At 67.4% G+C, this 19,014-nt stretch carries 21 protein-coding genes; 5 read left to right on the top strand and 16 right to left on the bottom strand.

What is annotated here, in order from left to right; genetic code table 11:
- Positions 1-5 precede the first annotated feature (5 nt).
- On the bottom strand, positions 6-569 hold the full coding sequence (locus ASF51_RS14475) for a DUF177 domain-containing protein (protein WP_369797325.1): 564 nt from the start codon (positions 567-569) through the stop codon (positions 6-8).
- Positions 570-695: 126 nt separating this feature from the next.
- Here ASF51_RS14475 and ASF51_RS14470 point away from each other — a divergent pair, with 126 nt between their 5' ends.
- From ASF51_RS14470 to ASF51_RS14460, 3 genes are read left to right on the top strand one after another with little or no spacing between them, the layout of a single operon-like run.
- Positions 696-1,052 carry a GntR family transcriptional regulator gene (locus tag ASF51_RS14470; RefSeq protein ID WP_055932192.1) on the top strand — a complete coding sequence of 119 codons (357 nt, stop codon included), beginning with the start codon at positions 696-698 and terminating at the stop codon, positions 1,050-1,052.
- Positions 1,049-1,945 carry an ABC transporter ATP-binding protein gene (locus ASF51_RS14465; RefSeq protein WP_055931312.1) on the top strand — a complete coding sequence of 299 codons (897 nt, stop codon included), beginning with the start codon at positions 1,049-1,051 and terminating at the stop codon, positions 1,943-1,945. Before ASF51_RS14470 ends, ASF51_RS14465 begins: the two co-directional genes overlap by 4 nt.
- Positions 1,942-2,733 (top strand): hypothetical protein, encoded by a 792-nt coding sequence (locus tag ASF51_RS14460; protein WP_235497267.1) that lies wholly within the window; start codon positions 1,942-1,944, stop codon positions 2,731-2,733. The genes ASF51_RS14465 and ASF51_RS14460 overlap by 4 nt, the downstream gene beginning before the upstream one ends.
- 9 nt (positions 2,734-2,742) lie before the next feature.
- Here the strand turns inward: ASF51_RS14460 and ASF51_RS14455 are convergent, their stop codons facing one another.
- From ASF51_RS14455 to ASF51_RS14415, 9 genes are all read right to left on the bottom strand, one after another.
- The gene (locus ASF51_RS14455) at positions 2,743-3,678 is read right to left on the bottom strand and encodes a LysR family transcriptional regulator (RefSeq protein ID WP_055931310.1); all 936 of its coding nucleotides are present in this window, start codon (positions 3,676-3,678) and stop codon (positions 2,743-2,745) included.
- Between the two features lie 275 nt (positions 3,679-3,953).
- A complete protein-coding gene (locus ASF51_RS14450; protein ID WP_369797324.1) occupies positions 3,954-5,279 on the bottom strand; it encodes an aspartate aminotransferase family protein in 1,326 nt (441 codons plus the stop codon).
- A 113-nt stretch (positions 5,280-5,392) separates the two neighbouring features.
- Complete coding sequence (locus ASF51_RS14445; protein ID WP_055931305.1) at positions 5,393-6,541, bottom strand: ABC transporter substrate-binding protein; 1,149 nt, start codon at positions 6,539-6,541, stop codon at positions 5,393-5,395.
- A gap of 59 nt (positions 6,542-6,600) precedes the next feature.
- Positions 6,601-7,380, bottom strand: a complete 780-nt coding sequence (locus ASF51_RS14440) for an ABC transporter permease (RefSeq protein WP_055931302.1) — start codon at positions 7,378-7,380, stop codon at positions 6,601-6,603.
- Positions 7,377-8,252, bottom strand: coding sequence for an ABC transporter ATP-binding protein (locus tag ASF51_RS14435; protein WP_055931299.1), 876 nt, complete (start codon positions 8,250-8,252; stop codon positions 7,377-7,379). The genes ASF51_RS14440 and ASF51_RS14435 overlap by 4 nt, the downstream gene beginning before the upstream one ends.
- Positions 8,249-9,133: an ABC transporter permease gene (locus ASF51_RS14430; RefSeq protein ID WP_055931296.1), complete on the bottom strand. Its 885-nt coding sequence runs from the start codon at positions 9,131-9,133 to the stop codon at positions 8,249-8,251. The genes ASF51_RS14435 and ASF51_RS14430 overlap by 4 nt, the downstream gene beginning before the upstream one ends.
- Positions 9,130-10,146, bottom strand: a complete 1,017-nt coding sequence (locus ASF51_RS14425; RefSeq protein WP_055931293.1) for a TIGR03842 family LLM class F420-dependent oxidoreductase — start codon at positions 10,144-10,146, stop codon at positions 9,130-9,132. The genes ASF51_RS14430 and ASF51_RS14425 overlap by 4 nt, the downstream gene beginning before the upstream one ends.
- A 10-nt stretch (positions 10,147-10,156) precedes the next feature.
- Positions 10,157-11,578: a dihydropyrimidinase gene (gene hydA, locus ASF51_RS14420; protein ID WP_055931290.1), complete on the bottom strand. Its 1,422-nt coding sequence runs from the start codon at positions 11,576-11,578 to the stop codon at positions 10,157-10,159.
- Between the two features lie 14 nt (positions 11,579-11,592).
- Positions 11,593-12,441: a nitrilase-related carbon-nitrogen hydrolase gene (locus ASF51_RS14415; RefSeq protein WP_055931288.1), complete on the bottom strand. Its 849-nt coding sequence runs from the start codon at positions 12,439-12,441 to the stop codon at positions 11,593-11,595.
- 194 nt (positions 12,442-12,635) lie between these two features.
- Between ASF51_RS14415 and ASF51_RS14410 the strand changes: the two genes are divergently transcribed.
- Complete coding sequence (locus ASF51_RS14410) at positions 12,636-13,973, top strand: aminotransferase class I/II-fold pyridoxal phosphate-dependent enzyme (protein ID WP_055931284.1); 1,338 nt, start codon at positions 12,636-12,638, stop codon at positions 13,971-13,973.
- A 13-nt stretch (positions 13,974-13,986) separates the two neighbouring features.
- On the opposite strand, the gene ASF51_RS14405 is transcribed toward ASF51_RS14410, so the two are convergent.
- Positions 13,987-14,631: an MOSC domain-containing protein gene (locus ASF51_RS14405; protein WP_055931281.1), complete on the bottom strand. Its 645-nt coding sequence runs from the start codon at positions 14,629-14,631 to the stop codon at positions 13,987-13,989.
- 75 nt (positions 14,632-14,706) lie between these two features.
- Here ASF51_RS14405 and cofD point away from each other — a divergent pair, with 75 nt between their 5' ends.
- Complete coding sequence (cofD, locus tag ASF51_RS14400) at positions 14,707-15,708, top strand: 2-phospho-L-lactate transferase (protein WP_055931278.1); 1,002 nt, start codon at positions 14,707-14,709, stop codon at positions 15,706-15,708.
- A 9-nt stretch (positions 15,709-15,717) separates the two neighbouring features.
- Here cofD and ASF51_RS14395 read toward each other — a convergent pair whose 3' ends face one another.
- The 5 genes from ASF51_RS14395 to ASF51_RS14375 are packed head-to-tail and all read right to left on the bottom strand — an operon-like array spanning position 15,718 to position 19,002.
- Positions 15,718-16,152, bottom strand: a complete 435-nt coding sequence (locus ASF51_RS14395; RefSeq protein ID WP_157412174.1) for a hypothetical protein — start codon at positions 16,150-16,152, stop codon at positions 15,718-15,720.
- Positions 16,149-16,463 carry a hypothetical protein gene (locus ASF51_RS14390; protein ID WP_055931272.1) on the bottom strand — a complete coding sequence of 105 codons (315 nt, stop codon included), beginning with the start codon at positions 16,461-16,463 and terminating at the stop codon, positions 16,149-16,151. The genes ASF51_RS14395 and ASF51_RS14390 overlap by 4 nt, the downstream gene beginning before the upstream one ends.
- A gap of 45 nt (positions 16,464-16,508) precedes the next feature.
- The gene (gene cofC / locus ASF51_RS14385) at positions 16,509-17,150 is read right to left on the bottom strand and encodes a 2-phospho-L-lactate guanylyltransferase (RefSeq protein WP_055931269.1); all 642 of its coding nucleotides are present in this window, start codon (positions 17,148-17,150) and stop codon (positions 16,509-16,511) included.
- Complete coding sequence (locus ASF51_RS14380; protein WP_055931266.1) at positions 17,147-18,001, bottom strand: coenzyme F420-0:L-glutamate ligase; 855 nt, start codon at positions 17,999-18,001, stop codon at positions 17,147-17,149. The genes cofC and ASF51_RS14380 overlap by 4 nt, the downstream gene beginning before the upstream one ends.
- The gene (locus ASF51_RS14375) at positions 18,001-19,002 is read right to left on the bottom strand and encodes a TIGR03557 family F420-dependent LLM class oxidoreductase (protein ID WP_044442178.1); all 1,002 of its coding nucleotides are present in this window, start codon (positions 19,000-19,002) and stop codon (positions 18,001-18,003) included. The genes ASF51_RS14380 and ASF51_RS14375 overlap by 1 nt, the downstream gene beginning before the upstream one ends.
- Between the last annotated feature and the right edge of the window lie 12 nt (positions 19,003-19,014).

The following is a 19,014-nucleotide window of genomic DNA, read 5'->3' as shown; positions in this document are numbered from 1 at the left end:
TCAGGTCACTCGGGTCGCGTGGACGCGTCGGTGTCTGCTTGGTCAGTCTGTGTGGAAGCTTCGAAGCCTGCGAGCGCAGCCCAGCGCGGATCGGTGATCTGCTGAGGTTCGCCATGCGGCTGATCGGCCAGCTTTTCACCCGTCTCCGGGTCGAGTCCTGGGCAATCCGGCCGACAGACCGGTTGGAACGGCAGTGAAAGTACCACCGCATCCCTGATCATCGGTTCGAGGTCGACGTGATCGTCGAGAACCGAGTAATCAAAAGCTTCGTCAAGAGAATACGCGAAAACGTCTTGGAATTCGACTTCTACCGGCAGATGGATGTCGGTGAGGCAGCGACCGCAGACTCCGTCGGCCGTTCCGGAGACATGAACCGAGGCCAGGATGCCGTCGTGCAGGCCCTCGAGACGCAGGTCGACATCGAGGATCGAGTCGGCCTGAACGGCCACGAGGCCCTCGCCGAGCTTCTCGGGAACAACGATCTCGAGCTCGTGCTCGCGCATCTCGCCAGGACGGTGGATGAGATCGTGCACCCCCACCGTGTAGGGCGTCTTCTTGAATTTGTTCACAACATTCGAGTCTACCCCCGTCCCGACGGACGCTCCCCTGAAGGTCCGCACGGGAAAGTCTTGACATTTTGACGGGAGGCTGGTTGGTTAGTTACATGAGTAACGAACCAACCAAGAGTGATCGTCATGGATGACTCCCGACCGATCTTCGTTCAGATCGCGGAGCTGATCGAGAACGACATCATCGCCGGTGCGCTGCCCGAAGAGACGCAGGTTCCGTCGACGAACGAGTTCGCCGCATTCCACCGCATCAACCCCGCAACCGCAGGCAAAGGAGTCAACGTGCTCGTCGACGACGGAATCCTCTACAAGAAGCGCGGCATCGGCATGTTCGTGGCGTCCGGCGCCCGCGATCGTCTGGTCGCCAAGCGCCGCGACCAGTTCCAGAACGAATTCATCGCGCCCCTGATCGTCGAGGCGGAGAAGCTCGGCATCGACAAGACGCAGGTGATCGACATGATCAGAAAGGAAGGCACCGCATGAGTGCAGTAGTCGAGGCATCCCACCTCACCCGCCGATTCGGCGACACGACAGCCGTCGACGACATCAGCTTCAGTGTGCAGAAGAACACGATCCACGGTCTGCTCGGACGCAACGGAGCCGGCAAGACCACGCTGATGCAGCTTCTGACCGGCCAGGACTTCGCCACGCGCGGCGACATCCGCGTCTTCGGCGAGAACCCGGTCGAGAACTCCGGCGTGCTGAAGAACGTGTGCTTCATCAAGGAGAGCCAGCGCTACCCCGACGACTTCAAGCCCCGGCACGTCTTCACCAGCGCGCCCTGGTTCTTCCCGAACTGGGACGCGGCCTTCGCCGACCGCCTGATCGCCGATTTCAGGCTTCCGTTGAACCGGCGCATCAAGAAGCTGTCGCGCGGCCAACTGTCGGCCATCGGCGTGATCGTCGGGCTAGCATCCCGCGCCCCGCTCACGTTTTTCGACGAGCCCTACCTGGGTCTGGATGCCGTGGCCCGGCAGATCTTCTACGACCGGCTCCTCGAGGACTACGGCGACCACCCCCGCACCGTCATCCTCTCGACGCATCTCATCGACGAGGTCAGCAACCTGCTCGAGCACGTTCTCGTGATCGACGAGGGAAGGCTGCTCATCGACGACGACGCGGAGACCCTCCGCGGCTCGGCCACCACCGTGGTCGGCACCCGGCAGGGCGTCGACGCCTTCGTCGCCGACCGCGAGGTGCTGCACCGAGACGGCATCGGCGGACTCGCATCGGTCACCGTCGGCCGACTCTCCCCGCAGGATCGCGCACGCGCTTCGGAGATGGGGCTGGAACTCTCGCCCGTGTCCCTGCAGCAGCTGGTCGTGCGCCTCACCGGCGGAAACCAGACCGAGACAGCATTGGAGCAGAGCGCATGAGCACCGTCACTCGAACCGAACCGACAGAGCCGATGGCCGACGGACACGACGCCGGCAGTCGCATCCTCTCGGTCGTTCGCCTGCACCTCGTGAATCGCTACAGCGTCTTCGCCGTGCCGTGGATGATCATGGGTGGCATCTTCGTCGTCAACGTCACGATCTGGTGGATCATCTTCGCTTCGGTGACCGACGAGGCCGACAGGGCCGACGCTCGCGACGGCATCGCCTACTCCGGGGCGCTGTTCTACATCTTCGTGTACATGCTGGTGCTGGGCATCCAGGCAGTGGCCTACACCTTCCCGTTCGCGCTGGGCTTCAGCGTGACCCGCCGCGACTTCTGGCTGGGCAGTGCGCTCACCTTCGTCGCCCTCTCGGCGGTCTACAGCGCGGGCCTCACCATCCTGGCCGCCATCGAGGTGGCGACCGACGGGTGGGGGCTCGGCGGCACGATGTTCGCCAGCTACTACTTCGGCGGCGCGGATGCGTCGTGGATCGAGCGCTTCGGGCTCTACTTCGCGACGTACCTGTTCTTCTACTTCGTCGGCGCCGCGATCGCGACCATCTACCAGCGCTGGCGTAACAACGGCATGCTGGCGCTGTTCGGAACCCTCGGCCTGGTGCTGATCGCCGGCATCGCGCTGGTCTCGTTCACGAACAGCTGGCCCGCGGTCGGTGCCTGGTTCGACTCGAACGGACCGTCTGGCGTGATCGCATGGAGCCTGGTGCCGACGGTAGTCGCCGCCGTCACGGGATACTTCATCCTGCGCAGGGCCACCCCGAAGAACTGACGGCGACCGCTAGGCGGCCGGCGGGTTGCGGTGCTTGTTCGCCTCGACCACGGCGGCCGCCTCGGCGCGCAGCGCATCCACCACGGTGCGCACGGCCAGGCGCTCGGCGCGATCGGGCCGCATGAGAATAGCGATGTGGCGCTCGGCGACGACGCCCTGCAGATTCTTCAACACGATGCGGTCGCGATAGGCGCCCGCGGCCGTGTAGCAGGGCAGCACGGCGACGCCGAGGCCGGCCGCCACGAGGGCCTCGGTGACGCGGGTGTCACCGAAGCGCTGGAAGAAGTTCACCGGAACCCCCGCGGCCTCGAAGATGTCGTTGAGCGTGCGTTCGAACGGGTAGCCCCAGGGCACGCCGATCCACTGCTCGCCGATCAGGTCGCTCGGCACGAGGAAGTCCTTGTCGGCCAGGCGGTGCCCCGGAGGGAGCGCGATGTCGAGCGGCTCGGTCATGAGCGGGATGGCGAGGAGGTTCTTGTCGTTCCAGAAGGCCGCGGGCTTCGGCGAGTGGGCCAGAACGATGTCGAAGTCGCTGGTGAGCGAGGGAAAGCCCTCGGACTCCGGGTCGCGGTCGGAGCAGTGCACCGTGAGCCCGCCGGTCTCGGCCACGCGCTTGAGCATGCCCGGCAGCAGCATCTGCCCTGCCGTCGGGAACGTGGCGAGCGACACCGTGCCCGTGGGGTCGTTGCGGAACTCGTCCCACACCGCCTCGGCCTTCTCGAGCGCGATGGCCACGTCGGTGGCACTGCGGGCCAAAGCCCTGCCGGCGTCGGTCAAGGCGATGCCTCGACCCACCTTCTCGGTGAGCGGAAGACCCGCCTCGGACTCGAGTTTGCGCAGCTGTTGAGAGATTCCCGATGCGGTGCGATGGGTGGCTCTGGCCACCTCGGTGATACTCCCCCGCTCGGCGAGTTCGCGCAACAGATTGAGTCGTCCGACGTCCATGATCAGCAGTCTAGATCACGGAAGCTGGACTACACAGTGAGCAAAGGACAATTCACTTGTGATACATGGTTGGCGAGGCCAGAGTTGAGACAACATCACTCATCCCGGAAAGGACAGGAACCATGATCATCGCACTCGTCTCATTCTCTCTTCTCGCACTCGCAGGCGTCGCCGCCAGCATCGTGACCGTCGTTCGGGATGGCTACCGACCCCAGCCCACGCGCTGACACCGACGGTGCAGCGGCAGGCCATGAGCCGCCGCTGCACCAACCGCGTCAGAGGCTCGAGAACGCCCGGTCGTAGATGTCGAGCGCCTTGGCGACCTCGTCGTCGGTGACCACGCAGGGCGGCACGACGTGCAACCTGTTGTCGGCGAAGAACGGCAGCAGCCCGAGCGAGAGCAGCGACTTCTTCAGCGCTGCGATCACCGCGGGAGCGACCGGCTCGCGCGTCTCAGGGTCGGCCACCAGGTCGAGCGCCCAGAAGACGCCGAGGCCCCGCACCTCTCCGATGATCGATGGATGCTTGGCCTGCAGCGCACGCAGGCCCGGCCCGATGACATCCGCTCCCACGCGCTTCGCATTGGCCACGATCCCCTCGCTCTCCATGGCGTCGAGCGCACCCACGATCGAGGCCATCGCGAGCGGATGCCCGGAGTACGTGAGCCCGCCGGGAAAGACCGAGTCGTCGAACGCCGCGGCGATCGACGGCGAGATGACGACGCCGCCCACGGGCACGTAGCCCGAGTTGACGCCCTTGGCGAAGGTGATGAGGTCGGGCACGACGATGTCACCGTTCTCATCGGCAAGCGACTGGAACGCGAACCAGTCCCCCGTGCGGCCGAAGCCAGCCATCACCTCGTCGAAGATCAGCACGATGCCGAACTCGTCGGCGAGCGCACGCACCCCCGCCAGGTAGCCGGGCGGCGGCACGAGCACTCCGGCCGTGCCCGGGATGGTCTCGATGAGGATCGCGGCGATCGACGACGCGCCCTCGCTCTGGATGACGCGGCGCAGGTGGTGCAGGGCCCGCTCGCCCTCTTGCGCGACACTGTCGCTCCAGAACTCCGAGCGATACGAGAAGGGGCCGAAGAAGTGCACGTGTCCGCGGGCGTACTCGTTCGGAACGCGGCGCCAGTCCCCCGTCGCGACCACGGCCGCGCCGGTGTTGCCGTGATACGAGCGATACGTCGACAGCACCTTGTCGCGCCCCGTGTAGAGCCGGGCCATGCGGATCGCGTTCTCGTTCGCATCCGCACCGCCGTTGGTGAAGAAGACCTTGCCGAAGCCGGAGCCGGCGCGATCGAGGATGCGCCGGGCAGCCTCGCCGCGGGCGAGGTTGGCGTGGGCGGGCGCGACGGTGGTGAGAACGTCGGCCTGGGCCTTGATCGCGTCGCGCACGGCCGGATGCTGGTGGCCGATGTTCACGTTGACGAGCTGGCTCGAGAAGTCGAGGAACTCGTTGCCGTCGTGGTCCCACACGAGCGTGCCCGACCCCCCGGCGATGACCATGGGATCGAGGGCGGCCTGCGCCGACCAGGAGTGGAACACGTAGGCCCGGTCGAGGTCGTACGCGCGCTTGCCGTCGTCTGATGTGGGAATCACGTGTGGTGCCTGTTCTTTCTGTGTTGCGTTCCCTGAGCCCGCCGAAGGGAAGCCCTTCGACGGGCTCCCTTCGACGGGCTCAGGGAACGATGGTGATGGTGACGCTGGTGTTACTCGCCACCCGCCTTGAGGGTGACCTCGATGGGCGTGAAGTCGGCGCCTTCGACGTCGACCCCTTCTTCTTTCAGCTCGTCGAGAGCCTTCGTGACGTAGTCGTTCGAGTAGGCGGTCGCCGGGGGCTCCTCGGAGATGACGGTTGCGCCGGTCTCGTTCTTGGTGCCCATGGCGATGTCGACCGTCTGCTTCCAGGCGTCTTCGTCGATCATGCCGATTCCGCCGGATGTCGACGGCCAGATCAGCTTGTTGACCTCGTTGGTCATCCACAGCTGGTGGCTCTCGCCGAGCGTGGAGCCGGCGGCGGTCACGATTTCCGCAGCCTCCTCGGGGTTGTCCTTCGCGTAGATCCAGCCCTTGATCGAGGCCTTGATGAACTTGACGGTCTGGTCGGCGTACGCGTCGTCGTCTGCGAGCTTGGCCGAGTCGGCCCAGATCGCGTCCTGCAGCATGGCCGTGCCCTCGTCGTTCCAGTCAATGACGTTGAGGTCGTCGGGCGTGAAGAGCTCGCCCGTCGCCGGGTTCACCGACTCGAGCACCTGGGCGTACTCGTTGTAGGTCATGGCCTGCGCCGCGTCGATGTCGCCGGCGAGGAAGCCGTTCATGTCGAACGCCTGCTGCACCAGCGAGATGTCGTCGGTGGCGACGTCGGCCTTCTGCATTCCGGCGAAGAGTTCCCACTCGTTGCCGTAGCCCCAGCTGCCGACCTTCTTGCCGGCCAGGTCGGCCGCGGTCGTGATGTTCTTGTCCTTCATCGAGATCTGCGTGGTGGCGCTGCGCTCGAAGATCTGCGCGACGTCGGTGATCTCGGCGCCCTGTTCGATGGAGCCGAGAACCTTCGGAACCCACGAGATGGCGTAGTCGGCGTCGCCGCCCGAGAGCACGTCCTGCGGAACGATGTCTGCGCCACCCTCGAGGATCGTCACGTCGAGCCCCTCGTCTTCGTAGTACCCCTGGTCGAGGGCGGCGTAGTAGCCCGCGAACTGCGCCTGGGCGAACCACTGCAGCTGCAGGGTCACCGGCGTGAGTTCTCCGCTCGCCGAATCGGTGGAATCGTCGGAGCCGCTCGAGCTGCAGCCTGCCAGCGCGAGCGCTGAGACGGCCGCGATGGCGCCGGTGACAATGAGGCGTTTGCTGTGTTTCATTGTTCCTCCTGTGTTGGTGCGGTGAATGGTGCTTGGGCCGCCGGGATCGGCGGACGTCGTCAGGGGCCCGTCGACGGGGCCCGGTGCGGCGAGACGATCTTCTCGAGACCGAGGGTCACGACGTAGAAGACCAGGCCGAGGATGATCGCGCCGAGAACGTAGGCATAGGCGAGCGAGTAGTTGCTCGAGGCCGCCGCCGAGGTGATCGACTTGCCGAGCCCCCCGATGGGACCGCCGAAGTACTCGCCGATGAGCGCGGAGATCACCGCGAGGCTCGAAGCGATCCGCAGCCCGATGAAGAGGAACGGAACGGCGCCCGGCAGGGTGACAGCCCGCGTGGCCTGCCATGACGAGGCGCCGTATGCCCGCATGAGGTCGCGGTGCACCGGCCTGGCCTGGCGCAGGCCCCGCAGCGTGTTGAGGTACACGGGAATGAAGACCGCGAGCGCCGCCACGAGCTGCCTCGCGGTCTCCTTGTCTGCGCCGAACATCGTGTACAGCACGGGGGCGAGGGCGACGATCGGTATGACGGATGCCGCGGCGACCAGCGGGGCGCTCAGTTCGTCGGTGATCGGAAGCACAGTGGCGATGATCGCGGCGACGATGCCTACGATCGCGCCGATCAGCAGGCCGATGAGCGCGTTCGCCCCGGTGACGAGGCTCGACGTCCACACACTCGACACGCTCGAGGAGAACTCGGTCGCGATCGACACGGGCGAGGGCAGCACGAACGGCTTGATCTCGAGGGCGACCACGGCCAGCTGCCAGAGGGCGACCGCGAGCACCCCGAGGAGCACGGGTGCGAGGATCGTGCGCGGCAGCGAGGCTGACTGCTTCATCGGATGTCGACCCCTCGCGCTGCCGGCGCACCCGCGGCCTCGCCGTGCAGGCTCTCGCGCACGGACACCACGGCCTCGAAGAAGCTGTCGGCCTCGCGCAGCCCCTCGTCGCGCCCCTCGGCGCGTCCCAGGTCGACCGCGATGATGTCGCGAATGCGACCCGGCCGGGGCGACATCACGACCACCCTGTTCGAGAGGAAGACCGCTTCGGGGATCGAGTGCGTGACGAAGACGACGGCGGCACCGGTCTCGGCGCAGATGCGCACGAGCTCGGTCTGCATGCGCTCGCGAGTCATCTCGTCGAGGGCACCGAACGGCTCGTCCATCAGCAGCAGTCCCGGGCTCTCGGCGAGGGAGCGGGCGATGGCCACCCTCTGCTGCATGCCGCCCGACAGCTGGTCGGGGTACTTGTCGGCGAAGTCGGAGAGACCGACGAGGGCGAGCAGTTCCGACGAACGCGCCGCGCGAGCGGCCTTGCCGACCTTGTGCAGCTCGAGCGGCAGCTCGATGTTCGCGCGAACGGTGCGCCACGGCAGCAGGCCCGCCTGCTGGAAGGCGATGCCGTAGGCCTGATCGATGCGGGCCTCCCTGGCGGTCTTGCCGAACACCTCGATCGATCCACTCGTGGGGGTGTCGAGGTCGGCGATGAGACGCAGCAGCGTCGACTTGCCGCATCCCGACGGCCCGATGAGCGACACGAACTCGCCCGGCGCGATCGTGAGATCGACGGCCTCGAGCGCCGTCACATCCGTGCCTTTGCGCGACGCGAACACCTTGCTCACACCGGCGACAGACACGGCCGGGGGCCGGGCGGATGCGACGGGCTGGCCCTGCGCTACGGGCTGGCCGGATTCTGTGGGTTCGGTGCTCATGCGGGGGTCTCTCCTCGACGGTAACGGGTGAGGGCGAGGCCGATCAGGGCCACCACCCCCGCGGCCAGGAGGCCGACGACGACGGCCCCGAAGATGGGCGCCCACGGCTTGGCGGGGTCTCCGCCGGCCGCCGCGGCGTACTCCACGATCATGCGGCCGATGCCGCCGCGCAGGCCGATGGACACCTCGGCGACGACCGTGCCGATGACGGCATTGGCGGCCGCGAGGCGCAGGGCGGGCAGGAGGTAAGGCACGCTGGCCGGCAGGCGCAGCCTGATGAGCGTCGCCCACCAGCCCACCGAGTAGGTGCGCATGAGTTCGACGTGGTTGACGTCGGGCGACTCCAGGCCGCGGAGCGCACCGATCGACACGGGGAAGAACGCGAGGTACGAGGCGATGAGCGCCACCGACATCCAGTTCTCCCAGCTGAAGTCGCCGACCTCGATCTGCGACCCCCAGCGCTTGACCAGCGGGGCGATGGCGATGAGGGGAACGGTCTGGCTGAGCACGATCCACGGGAGCAGCGCCGACTCGGCCGTGCGGAAGCGCTGCATGACGATCGCGAGCAGCATGCCCACGACCACGCCGACGAGCCAGCCCACCGCCGCCACGCCCAGGCTGAAGAACGACGCCTTGAGCACGGCCTGCCACATGAGCTCGTCGTCGCCCGCCGAGCGAACGGGGCGGAAGAGCCGGGCGACCATGTCCCACACATGAGGCATCGCGAGGTCGCTGGTGCGCGGCAGCACGGTGAGGTCGCCGATCATCACCCCGGTCGCCGGGCCGAGCGCCTTGTAGAGCTCCCAGACGGCGGCCAGCACGACGACCCCGAGCACCCCGAGGAGTACGCGGCGGGCGAGCGGCGAGCCGGTTCGGGTCATGCCTTGGCCGTGATGTGCTCTTTGAGCGCGGGGATCACCGTCTCGCCGTACACGCGGAGGGTCTCCTCCTTGTTGTCGTGCTGCAGGTAGCCGGCGAACTGGGTCACACCGATGTCCTTCAGCTTCTTCAGCTTCTCGATGTGGTCGTCGGCGGTGCCCAGCAGGCAGAAGCGGTCGACGATCTCATCGGGCACGAACGCCGTGTGGCTGTTGCCGGCGCGGCCGTGCTCGTTGTAGTCGTAGCCCTCGCGGTCTTTGATGTAGTCGGTGAGCGCGGTCGGAACCGAAGAGTCGGCCCCGTACTTCGACACGATGTCGGCCACGTGGTTGCCCACCATGCCGCCGAACCAGCGGCACTGGTCGCGCATGTGCTCCCAGTCGTCGCCGATGTACATCGGGGCGGCGACGCAGAAGGCGATGGAGTCGGGGTCGCGTCCGACGTTCTCCGCAGCGGCGCGCACCGTCTTGATCATCCACTCGGCGATGTCGAGGTCGGCCAGCTGCAAGATGAAGCCGTCTCCCACCTCGCCCGTGAGTTTCAACGCGAGCGGACCGTATGCGGCGACCCAGACATCCAGTTCGCTGCCGACGCTCCACGGGAACCGCAACTCGGCGCCGTTGTACTCGACGGGTCGCGAGTTCGCCAGCTCGCGGATGACGTGGATCGACTCGCGCAGCGACTTGAGCGTCGTCGGGGCGCCGTTCGTGACGCGCACCGCCGAGTCGCCCCGGCCGATACCCATGATGGTGCGGTTGCCGTACATCTCGTTGAGCGTGGCGTAGAGAGAGGCCGTCACGGTCCAGTCGCGCGTGGCCGGGTTCGTGACCATGGGGCCGACCTTCACACGATGGGTCTCGTTGAGGATCTGGCTGTAGATCACGTACGGCTCCTGCCACAGCAGGTGCGAGTCGAACGTCCACACGTATTCGAAGCCGTGCTGCTCTGCGAGCTTCGCGAGGTGCACCGTTCGAGAGGCGGGCGGGTTGGTCTGGAGTACTGCGCCGAATTCCATGCGTGGTCCTTTAGATGAGGTACTGCGAGAGGCCGCGTTTGATGAATCTGCCGTCGCCCTTGGCGCCGAGATACTGGTTGTCGTCGACCACGACTTTTCCGCGCGAGAGCACGGTGTCGACGTGGCCGTCGATCTCATAGCCCTCGTACGCGGAGTAGTCGAGGTTCATGTGGTGCGTCTTCTCGTAGCCGATCGACGTGTGCCCGTTGGGGTCGTAGACGAGGATGTCGGCGTCGGCACCGGGCTGGATGACGCCCTTCTTGCCGTACATGCCGAACATGCGCGCCGGCGTGGTCGAGGTGATCTCGACCCAGCGTTCCAACGAGATGTGGCCGTTGACGACGCCCTGGTAGAGCAGGTCCATGCGGTGCTCGACCGAGCCGATTCCGTTGGGGATCTTGGTGAAGTTGCCGATGCCGAGCTCCTTCTGGCCCTTCATGCAGAAGGGGCAGTGGTCGGTCGAGACCATCTGAATGTCGTTGGTGCGCAGCGCCTGCCACAGCTGGTCCTGGTGGTGCTCGTGCTTGGAGCGCAGCGGCGTGGAGCACACCCACTTGGCACCCTCGAAGCCCTCGGCCCCCAGGTTGTCTTCGAGTGACAGGTACAAGTACTGCGGGCAGGTCTCGCCGTAGACGTTCTGGCCGTTGTCGCGGGCCGTGGCGATCTGGCCCACGGCCTGCTTCGCCGAGACGTGCACCACGTAGAGCGGCGCACCGGTGAGGTTGGCGAGCATGATCGCGCGGTGCGTGGCCTCCTCCTCCATCTGCCACGGGCGGGAGACGCCGTGGTAGTAGGGCTCGGTGTAGCCGTCTTTCACGAGCTGCTGAGCGAACACGTCGATGGCCGACCCGTTCTCGGCGTGCATCATCGTCATGAGGCCGGTGGCCGCCGACTTCTGCATCGCCTGGAGGATCTGCCCGTCGTTGCTCAGGAACACGCCCGGGTAGGCCATGAAGAGCTTGAAGCTCGACACGCCCTCGTCGAGCAGGCCGTCCATCGCCCGCAACGACTCCTCGTTGACGTCTCCGATGATCTGGTGGAATCCGTAGTCGATGGCGCAGTTGCCGGCCGCCTTCTCGTGCCACGCCGCCAGGCCATCCTGAACCCGCTCGCCGTACGACTGGATGGCGAAGTCGACGATCGTCGTCGTGCCTCCCCAGGCCGCGGCCCGGGTTCCGGTCTCGAACGTGTCGGATGCCTCGGTGCCGCCGAACGGCATCTGCATGTGCGTGTGCGCGTCGATTCCGCCCGGGATCACGTACTTGCCGGTGGCGTCGATGACCGTGTCGACGGCGGAGGTGAGGTCGGTGCCGAGCAGCACCGAACCGGGTTCGAGCACGGCGGCGATCCTCTCGCCGTCGATGAGAACGTCTGCTCGGCCGCGACCGGTCGATGAGACGACCGTTCCCCCGGTGATCAGCGTCGTTGCCATGATGTCCCCTTTCCTTACGGTGCGACCGTCGCCAGGTAGGAGTCCGGGCGGCGATCGCGGTAGAACTGCCAGGAGTTGCGCACCTCGCGCAGCACCTCGAGGTCGAGGTCGCGCACGACGATCTCCTCAGTGTCGGTCGACGCGACGTCTCCGACGAAGTTGCCACGCGGGTCGACGAAGTACGAGCTGCCGTAGAAGGTCACGGCGTCGTCGCCGAACTCCTCGGTCTCGGTGCCGATGCGGTTGTTCGCGCCGATGTAGTACTGGTTCGCCGCCGCAGCCGCGGGCTGTTCGAGCTCCCACAGGCGGTTCGACAGGCCGGGCTTCGTGGCCGACGGGTTGAACACGATCTGCGCGCCGTTGAGGCCGAGCTCACGCCATCCCTCGGGGAAGTGGCGGTCGTAGCAGATGTACACGCCGACCTTGCCGACGGCCGTGTCGAAGACCGGGTAGCCGAGGTTGCCGGGGCGGAAGTAGAACTTCTCCCAGAACTGCTGCAGGTTCGGGATGTGGTGCTTGCGGTACTTGCCCAGCACGGTTCCGTCGGCGTCGACGACGACGGCCGTGTTGTAGAGAACGCCCGGCTGCTCCTCCTCGTAGATCGGCAGCACGATGACCATCGAGAGTTCCTTGGCGAGCGCCTGGAACCGCTGCACCGTCGGGCCGTCTGCGGCCTCAGCGTAGTCGTAGTACTTCGCGTCCTGGATGATGCCGAAGTAGGGCCCGTAGAACAGCTCCTGGAAGCAGATGACCTGCACGCCCTGGGCCGCCGCGTCGCGCACGAACTGCTCGTGCTTGGCGATCATCGACTCTTTGTCACCCGTCCATGTCGCCTGGGTGAGTGCTGCACGTACTACCGTCATTGCATCGTCCTCTCGCTGAAGCGTTCGAGCCGGGCGGAGCAGGGCTCCGTGCCAGCCGTGAGGAGGCGACGCAGCCACTGTGTGCTCAGGTCCCGTTTTGTTATTGTCGGGGTTGAACATTTCTCTTAGATTTCAGATTGTGACGTCGGCGTAAATAAGTCAAGAGTTCAGTCCATCGAGAAAGGACGGCCGCAGTGCTCGAGACCATCATCGATGCCGTCGAGGCGAAGACGCCCGAGGGAATCGCCTCCGCGATCTCGCGGCTCATCCGCGGGGGTGCACTCCGCTCGGGAGAACGGCTGCCGACGGTGCGGGATGTCGCCGCCGCCCTCGGGGTGAGCCCGGCCACGGTCAGCAACGCGTGGCAGGCCTTGTCGAAGGTGGGGCTCATCAACTCACGGGGTCGCGCCGGCAGCTACGTGCTCGAGGCGTCGACCGCCTGGATGCCGCCCCACTTCGGCGAGCTCGCGGGTTCGCATGTCGTCGCCCGACTCGACCTCTCCACCGGCACACCCGACCCCCTCCTGCTTCCCGACCTCGCGCTCGCGCTCGGCCACGTTCCGACCCGCGCAGACACGGCCAGCTACCTCGACATGCGCGTGCTGCCCGACCTCGAGAGGCAGCTGCGCGCATCCTGGCCCTTCGTGCCCGCGAGCCTCACGATTCTCGACGGGGCACTGGATGCGATCAGCCGGTCGCTCGAGGCGATCGTGCGGTACGGCGACAGGGTCGTCGTCGAGGACCCCGGATTCCCGGCTTTTCTCGACCTGCTGGAGCAGCTCGGCGCGGAGGCGATCCCCGTGGCCATCGACTCGCAGGGCATGAGGCCCGAGTTGCTCTCGGCCGCACTCGACCTCAATCCCGCGGCCATCATCATCCAGCCCCGGGCGCAGAACCCCACGGGCGTGTCGCTCACGGCCGAGCGTGCGCGCGAACTGGCGCGGGTCATCCGCTCGAAGTCGCACATCTGCGACCCGGTGATCATCGAGGACGACCACTCGGGCGAGATCACGACTGGTCCCGCGTTCAGCCTCGGAGAGTGGTTTCCGCATCGCACGCTGCACGTGCGCAGCTTCGCGAAGTCGCACGGCCCCGATCTGCGCATCGGCGCCCTGGGCGGGCCGACCGCCATCATCGACCGGGTCATCGCGAAACGCATCGTGGGCCCGGGCTGGACCTCGCGCATGCTGCAGACGATCCTCTACCAGCTGCTCACCGCGTCTCCCAGCGTCACCCAGATCTCCGAGGCGAGGCGGGTGTACCACGCGAGGCAGCGCGCGCTTTCCGAAGCGCTCGTGCGCAATGGCGCCGACCACTCCCCCTCCGACGGCATCAACACGTGGCTGCGGGTGCGTGACGAGAAGGCCGCGATCCTGTCGCTGGCCGCATCGGGAATCAAGGTCGCCGCGGGCAGCTCGTTCTACGCAGTACCCCTCGCGGGCGAGCAGTTCATCCGCATCACGGCCGGCCGGGTGCGCGACGACTTCGACCAGATCGGCGCCCTTCTCGCGGCGGCGGCCCTCGCCGAGTAGCGCGCCGCGGGGCTCATCGGCTCGATGCGATGGCGACCTCGAGCGAGTCGAGCATCTCCGGCACGAGCGGATGCCGACCGCTCTCGTGGGCGGCGAGAAGGGCGACGGCGTCGGCCGAGCGGCGCTCGGTGAACCACGACGCGATACTGACTCCGTGATCGGGGCGCTCGATCACGCGCACCTCGTCGCCCGCCGCGACCTCACCTGGAGTCACGACCCGAAGGTAGGCGCCGGGGCGGCCTTCCGCGGCGAAGCGCCTCACCCAACCGCGCTCCCCCATGCGCCGGCCGAACGTGGCGCAGGGGGTTCGGGGGCAGGTCACTTCGAGAACGACCTCGGCCCCGAGCATCCATCGCTCGCCGATGACCGCGCCCGACACGTCGACCCCGCGTGTTCGCAGGTTCTCACCGAACAGGCCGGCACCGATCTCGCGCCCCAGAATGCCGGACCAGTGCTCGGCATCCTCCGACGCGTACGCGTAGACGGCCTTCGTCAGGCCTCCGTGGTGCTTGCGGTCGGCCTGCACATCGGCGTAGAGGCCGTACTCGCCGATCTTCACGGGGCCCTCGACGGGCCTCTTGTCGATGGCGGTCGTGCCCACGGAGCCGCTGTCCGGTCGGAGCGCGTGAACACGGCACAGGGACTCGATCGAAGGCATGCCGACGATTATCCCACTGCCCGGGTCGGCGCAGCGTCGCCCGGTGGGTGCCGCCGTCGGGGATAAACTCGGCTCGTGAAGATCGCCGTACTCGCGGGAGGTGTCGGCGGGGCCAAGTTCCTGCGGGGACTCCGCCACCACCTGTCCATCGTCCACCCCGACGGCGAAGGCGGGCACACCGACGAGGTGAGCGCGATCGTCAACACCGGAGACGACGTGTGGCTCACCGGCCTCAAGGTGTGTCCCGACCTCGACTCGATCATGTACTCGCTCGCGGGCGCGAACGACGAGGTGCGCGGCTGGGGACGGGCCGGCGAATCCGAGAGGGTGAGCGCCGAACTCACCGCGTTCGGCGTGGGCTGGCCGTGGTTCACCCTGGGCGACCTCGACCTCGGAACGCACATCGCGCGATCGCACTTTCTGCGCGACGGTCTGACACTGACCGAGGCGACCCGTCGAATCCAGTCGCGTTGGCCGTCGATCGGCGTGCGCCTGCTGCCCGTGACGGATGCCGACGTGCCGACCTTCGTGTCGGTCACCGACGAGGGCGTCGACACCGAGATCCACTTCGAGGAGTGGTGGGTGAAGCACCGCGCCAACCTGCCCACAAGGGGCTTCGTGCAGCGCGGCATCGAGAACGCGAGCGTCACGCCCGAGGCGCGCGCCGCCATCCTCGACGCCGACGTGGTGCTGATCGCGCCGTCAAACCCGGTCGTCTCGATCGGAACGACCATCGACATCCCCGGCGTTCGCGAAGCCCTGGCCGAGACCGCAGCACCCGTCGTCGGCGTCTCCCCCATCATCGACGGGTCCGCCGTGCGTGGCATGGCCGCTGCCTGCCTCACGGCGATCGGTGTCGGCATCACTGCCGAGGCTGTCGGGCTGCACTACGGCGCCCGGGCGAACGGCGGAATCCTCGACGCATGGCTCGTCGACTCCACGGATGCGGGGGCTGTTCCCGCCCTGCACGGCGCAGGAATCCGCTCGAGGCCGGTGCCGCTCTGGATGCACAACGACGATCTCAGCGGAGTGCTCGCCGCCGCAGCCCTGAAGACGGCGAGGGAACTCGGGGCCTAGTCGGACCGACTAGCTCGGCCTCTTGAACGCCGAGTGGTCGGTCGCGCGCTGGCGCTGCCTGAACCTCGGAGGGTCGAACGAAACAGGAGCTCCCTGCAACGCGCTTTCTGCGGAGGACGCGGGGCCCGGGGCCTCCATGGTCACTGTCGTCGCTGATGGCTCCACGAGCGGGGCCTCCTCGGCCAACGAAGCGGCGCGCCTGGCGACGACGAGCAGCGCCGCGCGAAAAGCCAGCGCTGCGACGATGGCGACCAGACCCGCGGTGACGGCGGCTGGGGCGACCGTATAGATCAACTGAGTAGCTACGAAGCCCGCACTATTGGGGCCTCCTCCCCCGAGACGACCTATCGCCCACGCAGAAGACGCGATGCCACCGACAATGAGCACGGCACCCAGAACCCAGAGCGCGATCTCGAAGGGGTTCACACGGCTGTGGTGATTCATGCACTCACTCTCCCATGTCCGGACCGCACCGCAAGCCATGCCCTGAGGGCGAGGGCGACGACGATCGCGATGAGCCCGGCGATCATCACCGACGGCGCGAGCACGAGGACCGTCTGGGTCAGAACGAAGTCGTACCGCTCGGTGCAGTTGCCCGCGTCGTCGCAGTAGTAGCCGCCGTTCGCCAGGGAGACCGCGCTGTTGGCCCACTGGGTGCTCCACACCGCCGCTGCGACGGCGACCACGCCGAAGATCCACAGGGCCACCTCGTACGGATTGACCCGCCGTGCGGAGACGCGATCATCGGGGTCCATGCCTCACACCCTCTCACCCGCCGGGCCTTCGCGGAAGCCATTGCGCTACTGCCCGAGCACAGCCCGGGCACGGGGGCCCAGCCCGAGTGAGCGTGCCGTCGCCAGGTCGTCGGCGGTGTCGATGTCAAGGCGCATCCGGTCGCCCCGGGCGAGCTCGAGCTCGACGTGCCCGGCCTCGCGGTGCCGCCGGGCGGAGCCGAGCCCGAAGCGGGGAACGAGGTCGCGCGGAGGCAGGGCCGACAGCATGGTCGTTCCGGTTCCGTCTTTATCGGTGAGCATGCCGAGCGGATGCGCGGTCGCGAGTTCGAGCGCCGCCGTCACGTCTCGTGGCCTGATCGCGGCGAGGTCGCTCATCAGGGCGGCGACGGGATGCCCCGGGTTCAGTTCCATGGCGGCGCGCACGCCCCGGGTGAAGGCGGCATTCAGGCCCGTGCCGGGATCGCGTCGAACGAGGGCTCCGAGAGACTCGAACCGCTCGGAGACCTCGGCGCTCGTGACCACGATCACCCGAATGACGGGCAGGGCGGTGCGCACGGCGTCGACGGCGTCGAGCGCGAGCGCCACCGCGAACTCGGCACGGAGCGCCCCAGGGATCTCGGACTCGGCGAGGCCGCCGAGGAGTCTGCTCTTCGACCCGGACGTGCCCTTGACGGGCATTACGACGACCCAGTCGCCCGTGGCACTCATCGCGTTCTCCGGCGCAGGCGCACGCGCGACGGCCGAGCCGATGCGCGGTGGCCGCGTCGCGCATCCGCGAGCCCGCGACTGTAGCCCTCTGTGAACCCCTGCGCGTGGGCCTCGTCGGAGCCGAGCCGGAACATGTCGTTCGCCGGATCGCGCACCAGGGCGCGCGCCGGGGTGTCGAGCGTCTCGACGACCAGCCGCTCGAGGCCACGCACCAGCGCGACCGGTATGCCGGTGGCCTTGCCCTTGACGAGGTCTGTCGCCGACGCGAGCTCATCGCCCGTGGCCGCCTGTGTGACCGAGAGGGTCTGCCCGAAGGTGTCAGTGCTGCCGCGCAGGTCGTCGATGACCAGCACTCCGGCCGCACCGATGGCCGCGTCGATCTGGCCCTCCCGCCATGCCCGACCGAGGGTGTCGGACACCAGAACGCCCACACGCGCACCGGATGCCCGACGCACGGCCGCGCACACGGCCCGGGCCGAGGCATCCGGGTCTTCGGGAAGCAGCAGGATGGTGCCGTCGGGCGTGTTGCTCGCGTCGACACCGGCTGCGGCCTGCACGAGTCCCTGCCGGTTCTCGACGATGCGGGTGACCCCGCCGGGATGCGGGCGCGACGCGACGAGCCGAACGGTCTCGCGGGTGATCGCGTCTTCGCGGTCGGCCGCAGCGATGACGCGGCCCTCGGCCTTGGAGACGATCTTCGACGTGACGACGAGGATGTCGCCGTCTTCGAGCACGAGCTGCTGGCCGACGAGCGCCGACGCGATGAGCTCGGCGAGGTCGTCTCCCGGCGAGACCTCGGGGATGCCCTCGATGCCGATGATCCGGATCTCGGCGGCGTGGCGCCGAGACACTAGCGGTGCAGCTTCGGCAGCACGTCGCGGCCGAAGACCTCGATCCACTCCTTCTGGTTTCGGCCGACGTTGTGCAGGTACACGCGGTCGAAGCCGAGGTCGATGAAGCTCTGGATGTAGGCGCGGTGAACGTCGGGGTCGCTCGAGATGACCAGGCGGCCCTCGAAGTCTTCGGGGCGGACGAGCTTGGCCATCTGCTCGAGCTCGAACGGCGAGCGGATGTCGCCCTTCGGGAACTTCATTCCGCCGTTGGGCCACTCGGTCATGGCGTTGACCAGGGCGATCTCGTCGGTCTCGGCCCACGACATGTGCAGCTGCAGAACACGCGGCATCGTCGACGGGTCTTTGCCCGCCTCGCGCGCACCCTCCTCGAACTTGGCGAAGAGGCCCTCGATCTTGGCGAGCGGCGCACCCACGGTGATGAGCCCGTCGACGTGGCGACCGGCCCTCTTCGCGGTGACCGGACCGGCCGTGGCGACGAGGATCTCGGGCGCGACGGGCGGCATGGTCCACAGGCGGGTGGACTCGAGCTTGTAGAACTGGCCGGAGTGCTTCACGTCTTTGCCCGCGATCGATGCGGTGAAGAGCTTGTTGATGATCTCGATGGCCTCGAACATGCGGTTGATGCGCTCGGGTGCCTCGGGCCAGTAGCCGCCCACGATGTGCTCGTTGAGGGCCTCGCCCGATCCGAGTCCGAGCCAGTGCCGGCCCGGGTACATGGCGCCGAGGGTCGCGGATGCCTGGGCCACCATCGCAGGATGCCAGCGGAACGTCGGGGCCGTGACTCCGGGCCCGAAGTCGCCCGTGGTGCGCTCGCCGAGGGCGGCGAGGACCTCCCAGACGAAGGCGCTCTGGCCCTGCTGGGGAACCCACGGTTGGAAGTGGTCGGCCGCCATCACACCGGTGAAGCCGTGCTGTTCGGCGAGCGCCGACAGGGCGACGGCCTCGGTGGGGTGGAACTGCTCGAGCATGGCGGCATAGCCGATGGAGAGATCAGACATGTCTCCATCTTC

The organism is Agreia sp. Leaf283, assembly GCF_001422485.1.
Classification (GTDB): domain Bacteria; phylum Actinomycetota; class Actinomycetes; order Actinomycetales; family Microbacteriaceae; genus Agreia.
The sequence above is the reverse complement of the archived record's forward strand: the minus strand, read 5'-3'. Positions and strand labels throughout refer to the sequence as shown.

What these genes read in the sequence shown, in the direction of transcription:
- ASF51_RS14470 (WP_055932192.1), top strand. Translation starts at nt 696, where the DNA reads ATGGATGACTCCCGACCGATCTTCGTTCAGATCGCGGAGCTGATCGAG.
- ASF51_RS14465 (WP_055931312.1), top strand. Translation starts at nt 1,049, where the DNA reads ATGAGTGCAGTAGTCGAGGCATCCCACCTCACCCGCCGATTCGGCGAC.
- ASF51_RS14460 (WP_235497267.1), top strand. Translation starts at nt 1,942, where the DNA reads ATGAGCACCGTCACTCGAACCGAACCGACAGAGCCGATGGCCGACGGA.
- ASF51_RS14455 (WP_055931310.1), bottom strand. Translation starts at nt 3,678, where the DNA reads ATGGACGTCGGACGACTCAATCTGTTGCGCGAACTCGCCGAGCGGGGG.
- ASF51_RS14445 (WP_055931305.1), bottom strand. Translation starts at nt 6,541, where the DNA reads ATGAAACACAGCAAACGCCTCATTGTCACCGGCGCCATCGCGGCCGTC.
- ASF51_RS14440 (WP_055931302.1), bottom strand. Translation starts at nt 7,380, where the DNA reads ATGAAGCAGTCAGCCTCGCTGCCGCGCACGATCCTCGCACCCGTGCTC.
- ASF51_RS14435 (WP_055931299.1), bottom strand. Translation starts at nt 8,252, where the DNA reads ATGAGCACCGAACCCACAGAATCCGGCCAGCCCGTAGCGCAGGGCCAG.
- ASF51_RS14430 (WP_055931296.1), bottom strand. Translation starts at nt 9,133, where the DNA reads ATGACCCGAACCGGCTCGCCGCTCGCCCGCCGCGTACTCCTCGGGGTG.
- ASF51_RS14425 (WP_055931293.1), bottom strand. Translation starts at nt 10,146, where the DNA reads ATGGAATTCGGCGCAGTACTCCAGACCAACCCGCCCGCCTCTCGAACG.
- hydA (WP_055931290.1), bottom strand. Translation starts at nt 11,578, where the DNA reads ATGGCAACGACGCTGATCACCGGGGGAACGGTCGTCTCATCGACCGGT.
- ASF51_RS14415 (WP_055931288.1), bottom strand. Translation starts at nt 12,441, where the DNA reads ATGACGGTAGTACGTGCAGCACTCACCCAGGCGACATGGACGGGTGAC.
- ASF51_RS14405 (WP_055931281.1), bottom strand. Translation starts at nt 14,631, where the DNA reads ATGCCTTCGATCGAGTCCCTGTGCCGTGTTCACGCGCTCCGACCGGAC.
- ASF51_RS14395 (WP_157412174.1), bottom strand. Translation starts at nt 16,152, where the DNA reads ATGAATCACCACAGCCGTGTGAACCCCTTCGAGATCGCGCTCTGGGTT.
- ASF51_RS14390 (WP_055931272.1), bottom strand. Translation starts at nt 16,463, where the DNA reads ATGGACCCCGATGATCGCGTCTCCGCACGGCGGGTCAATCCGTACGAG.
- cofC (WP_055931269.1), bottom strand. Translation starts at nt 17,150, where the DNA reads ATGAGTGCCACGGGCGACTGGGTCGTCGTAATGCCCGTCAAGGGCACG.
- ASF51_RS14375 (WP_044442178.1), bottom strand. Translation starts at nt 19,002, where the DNA reads ATGTCTGATCTCTCCATCGGCTATGCCGCCATGCTCGAGCAGTTCCAC.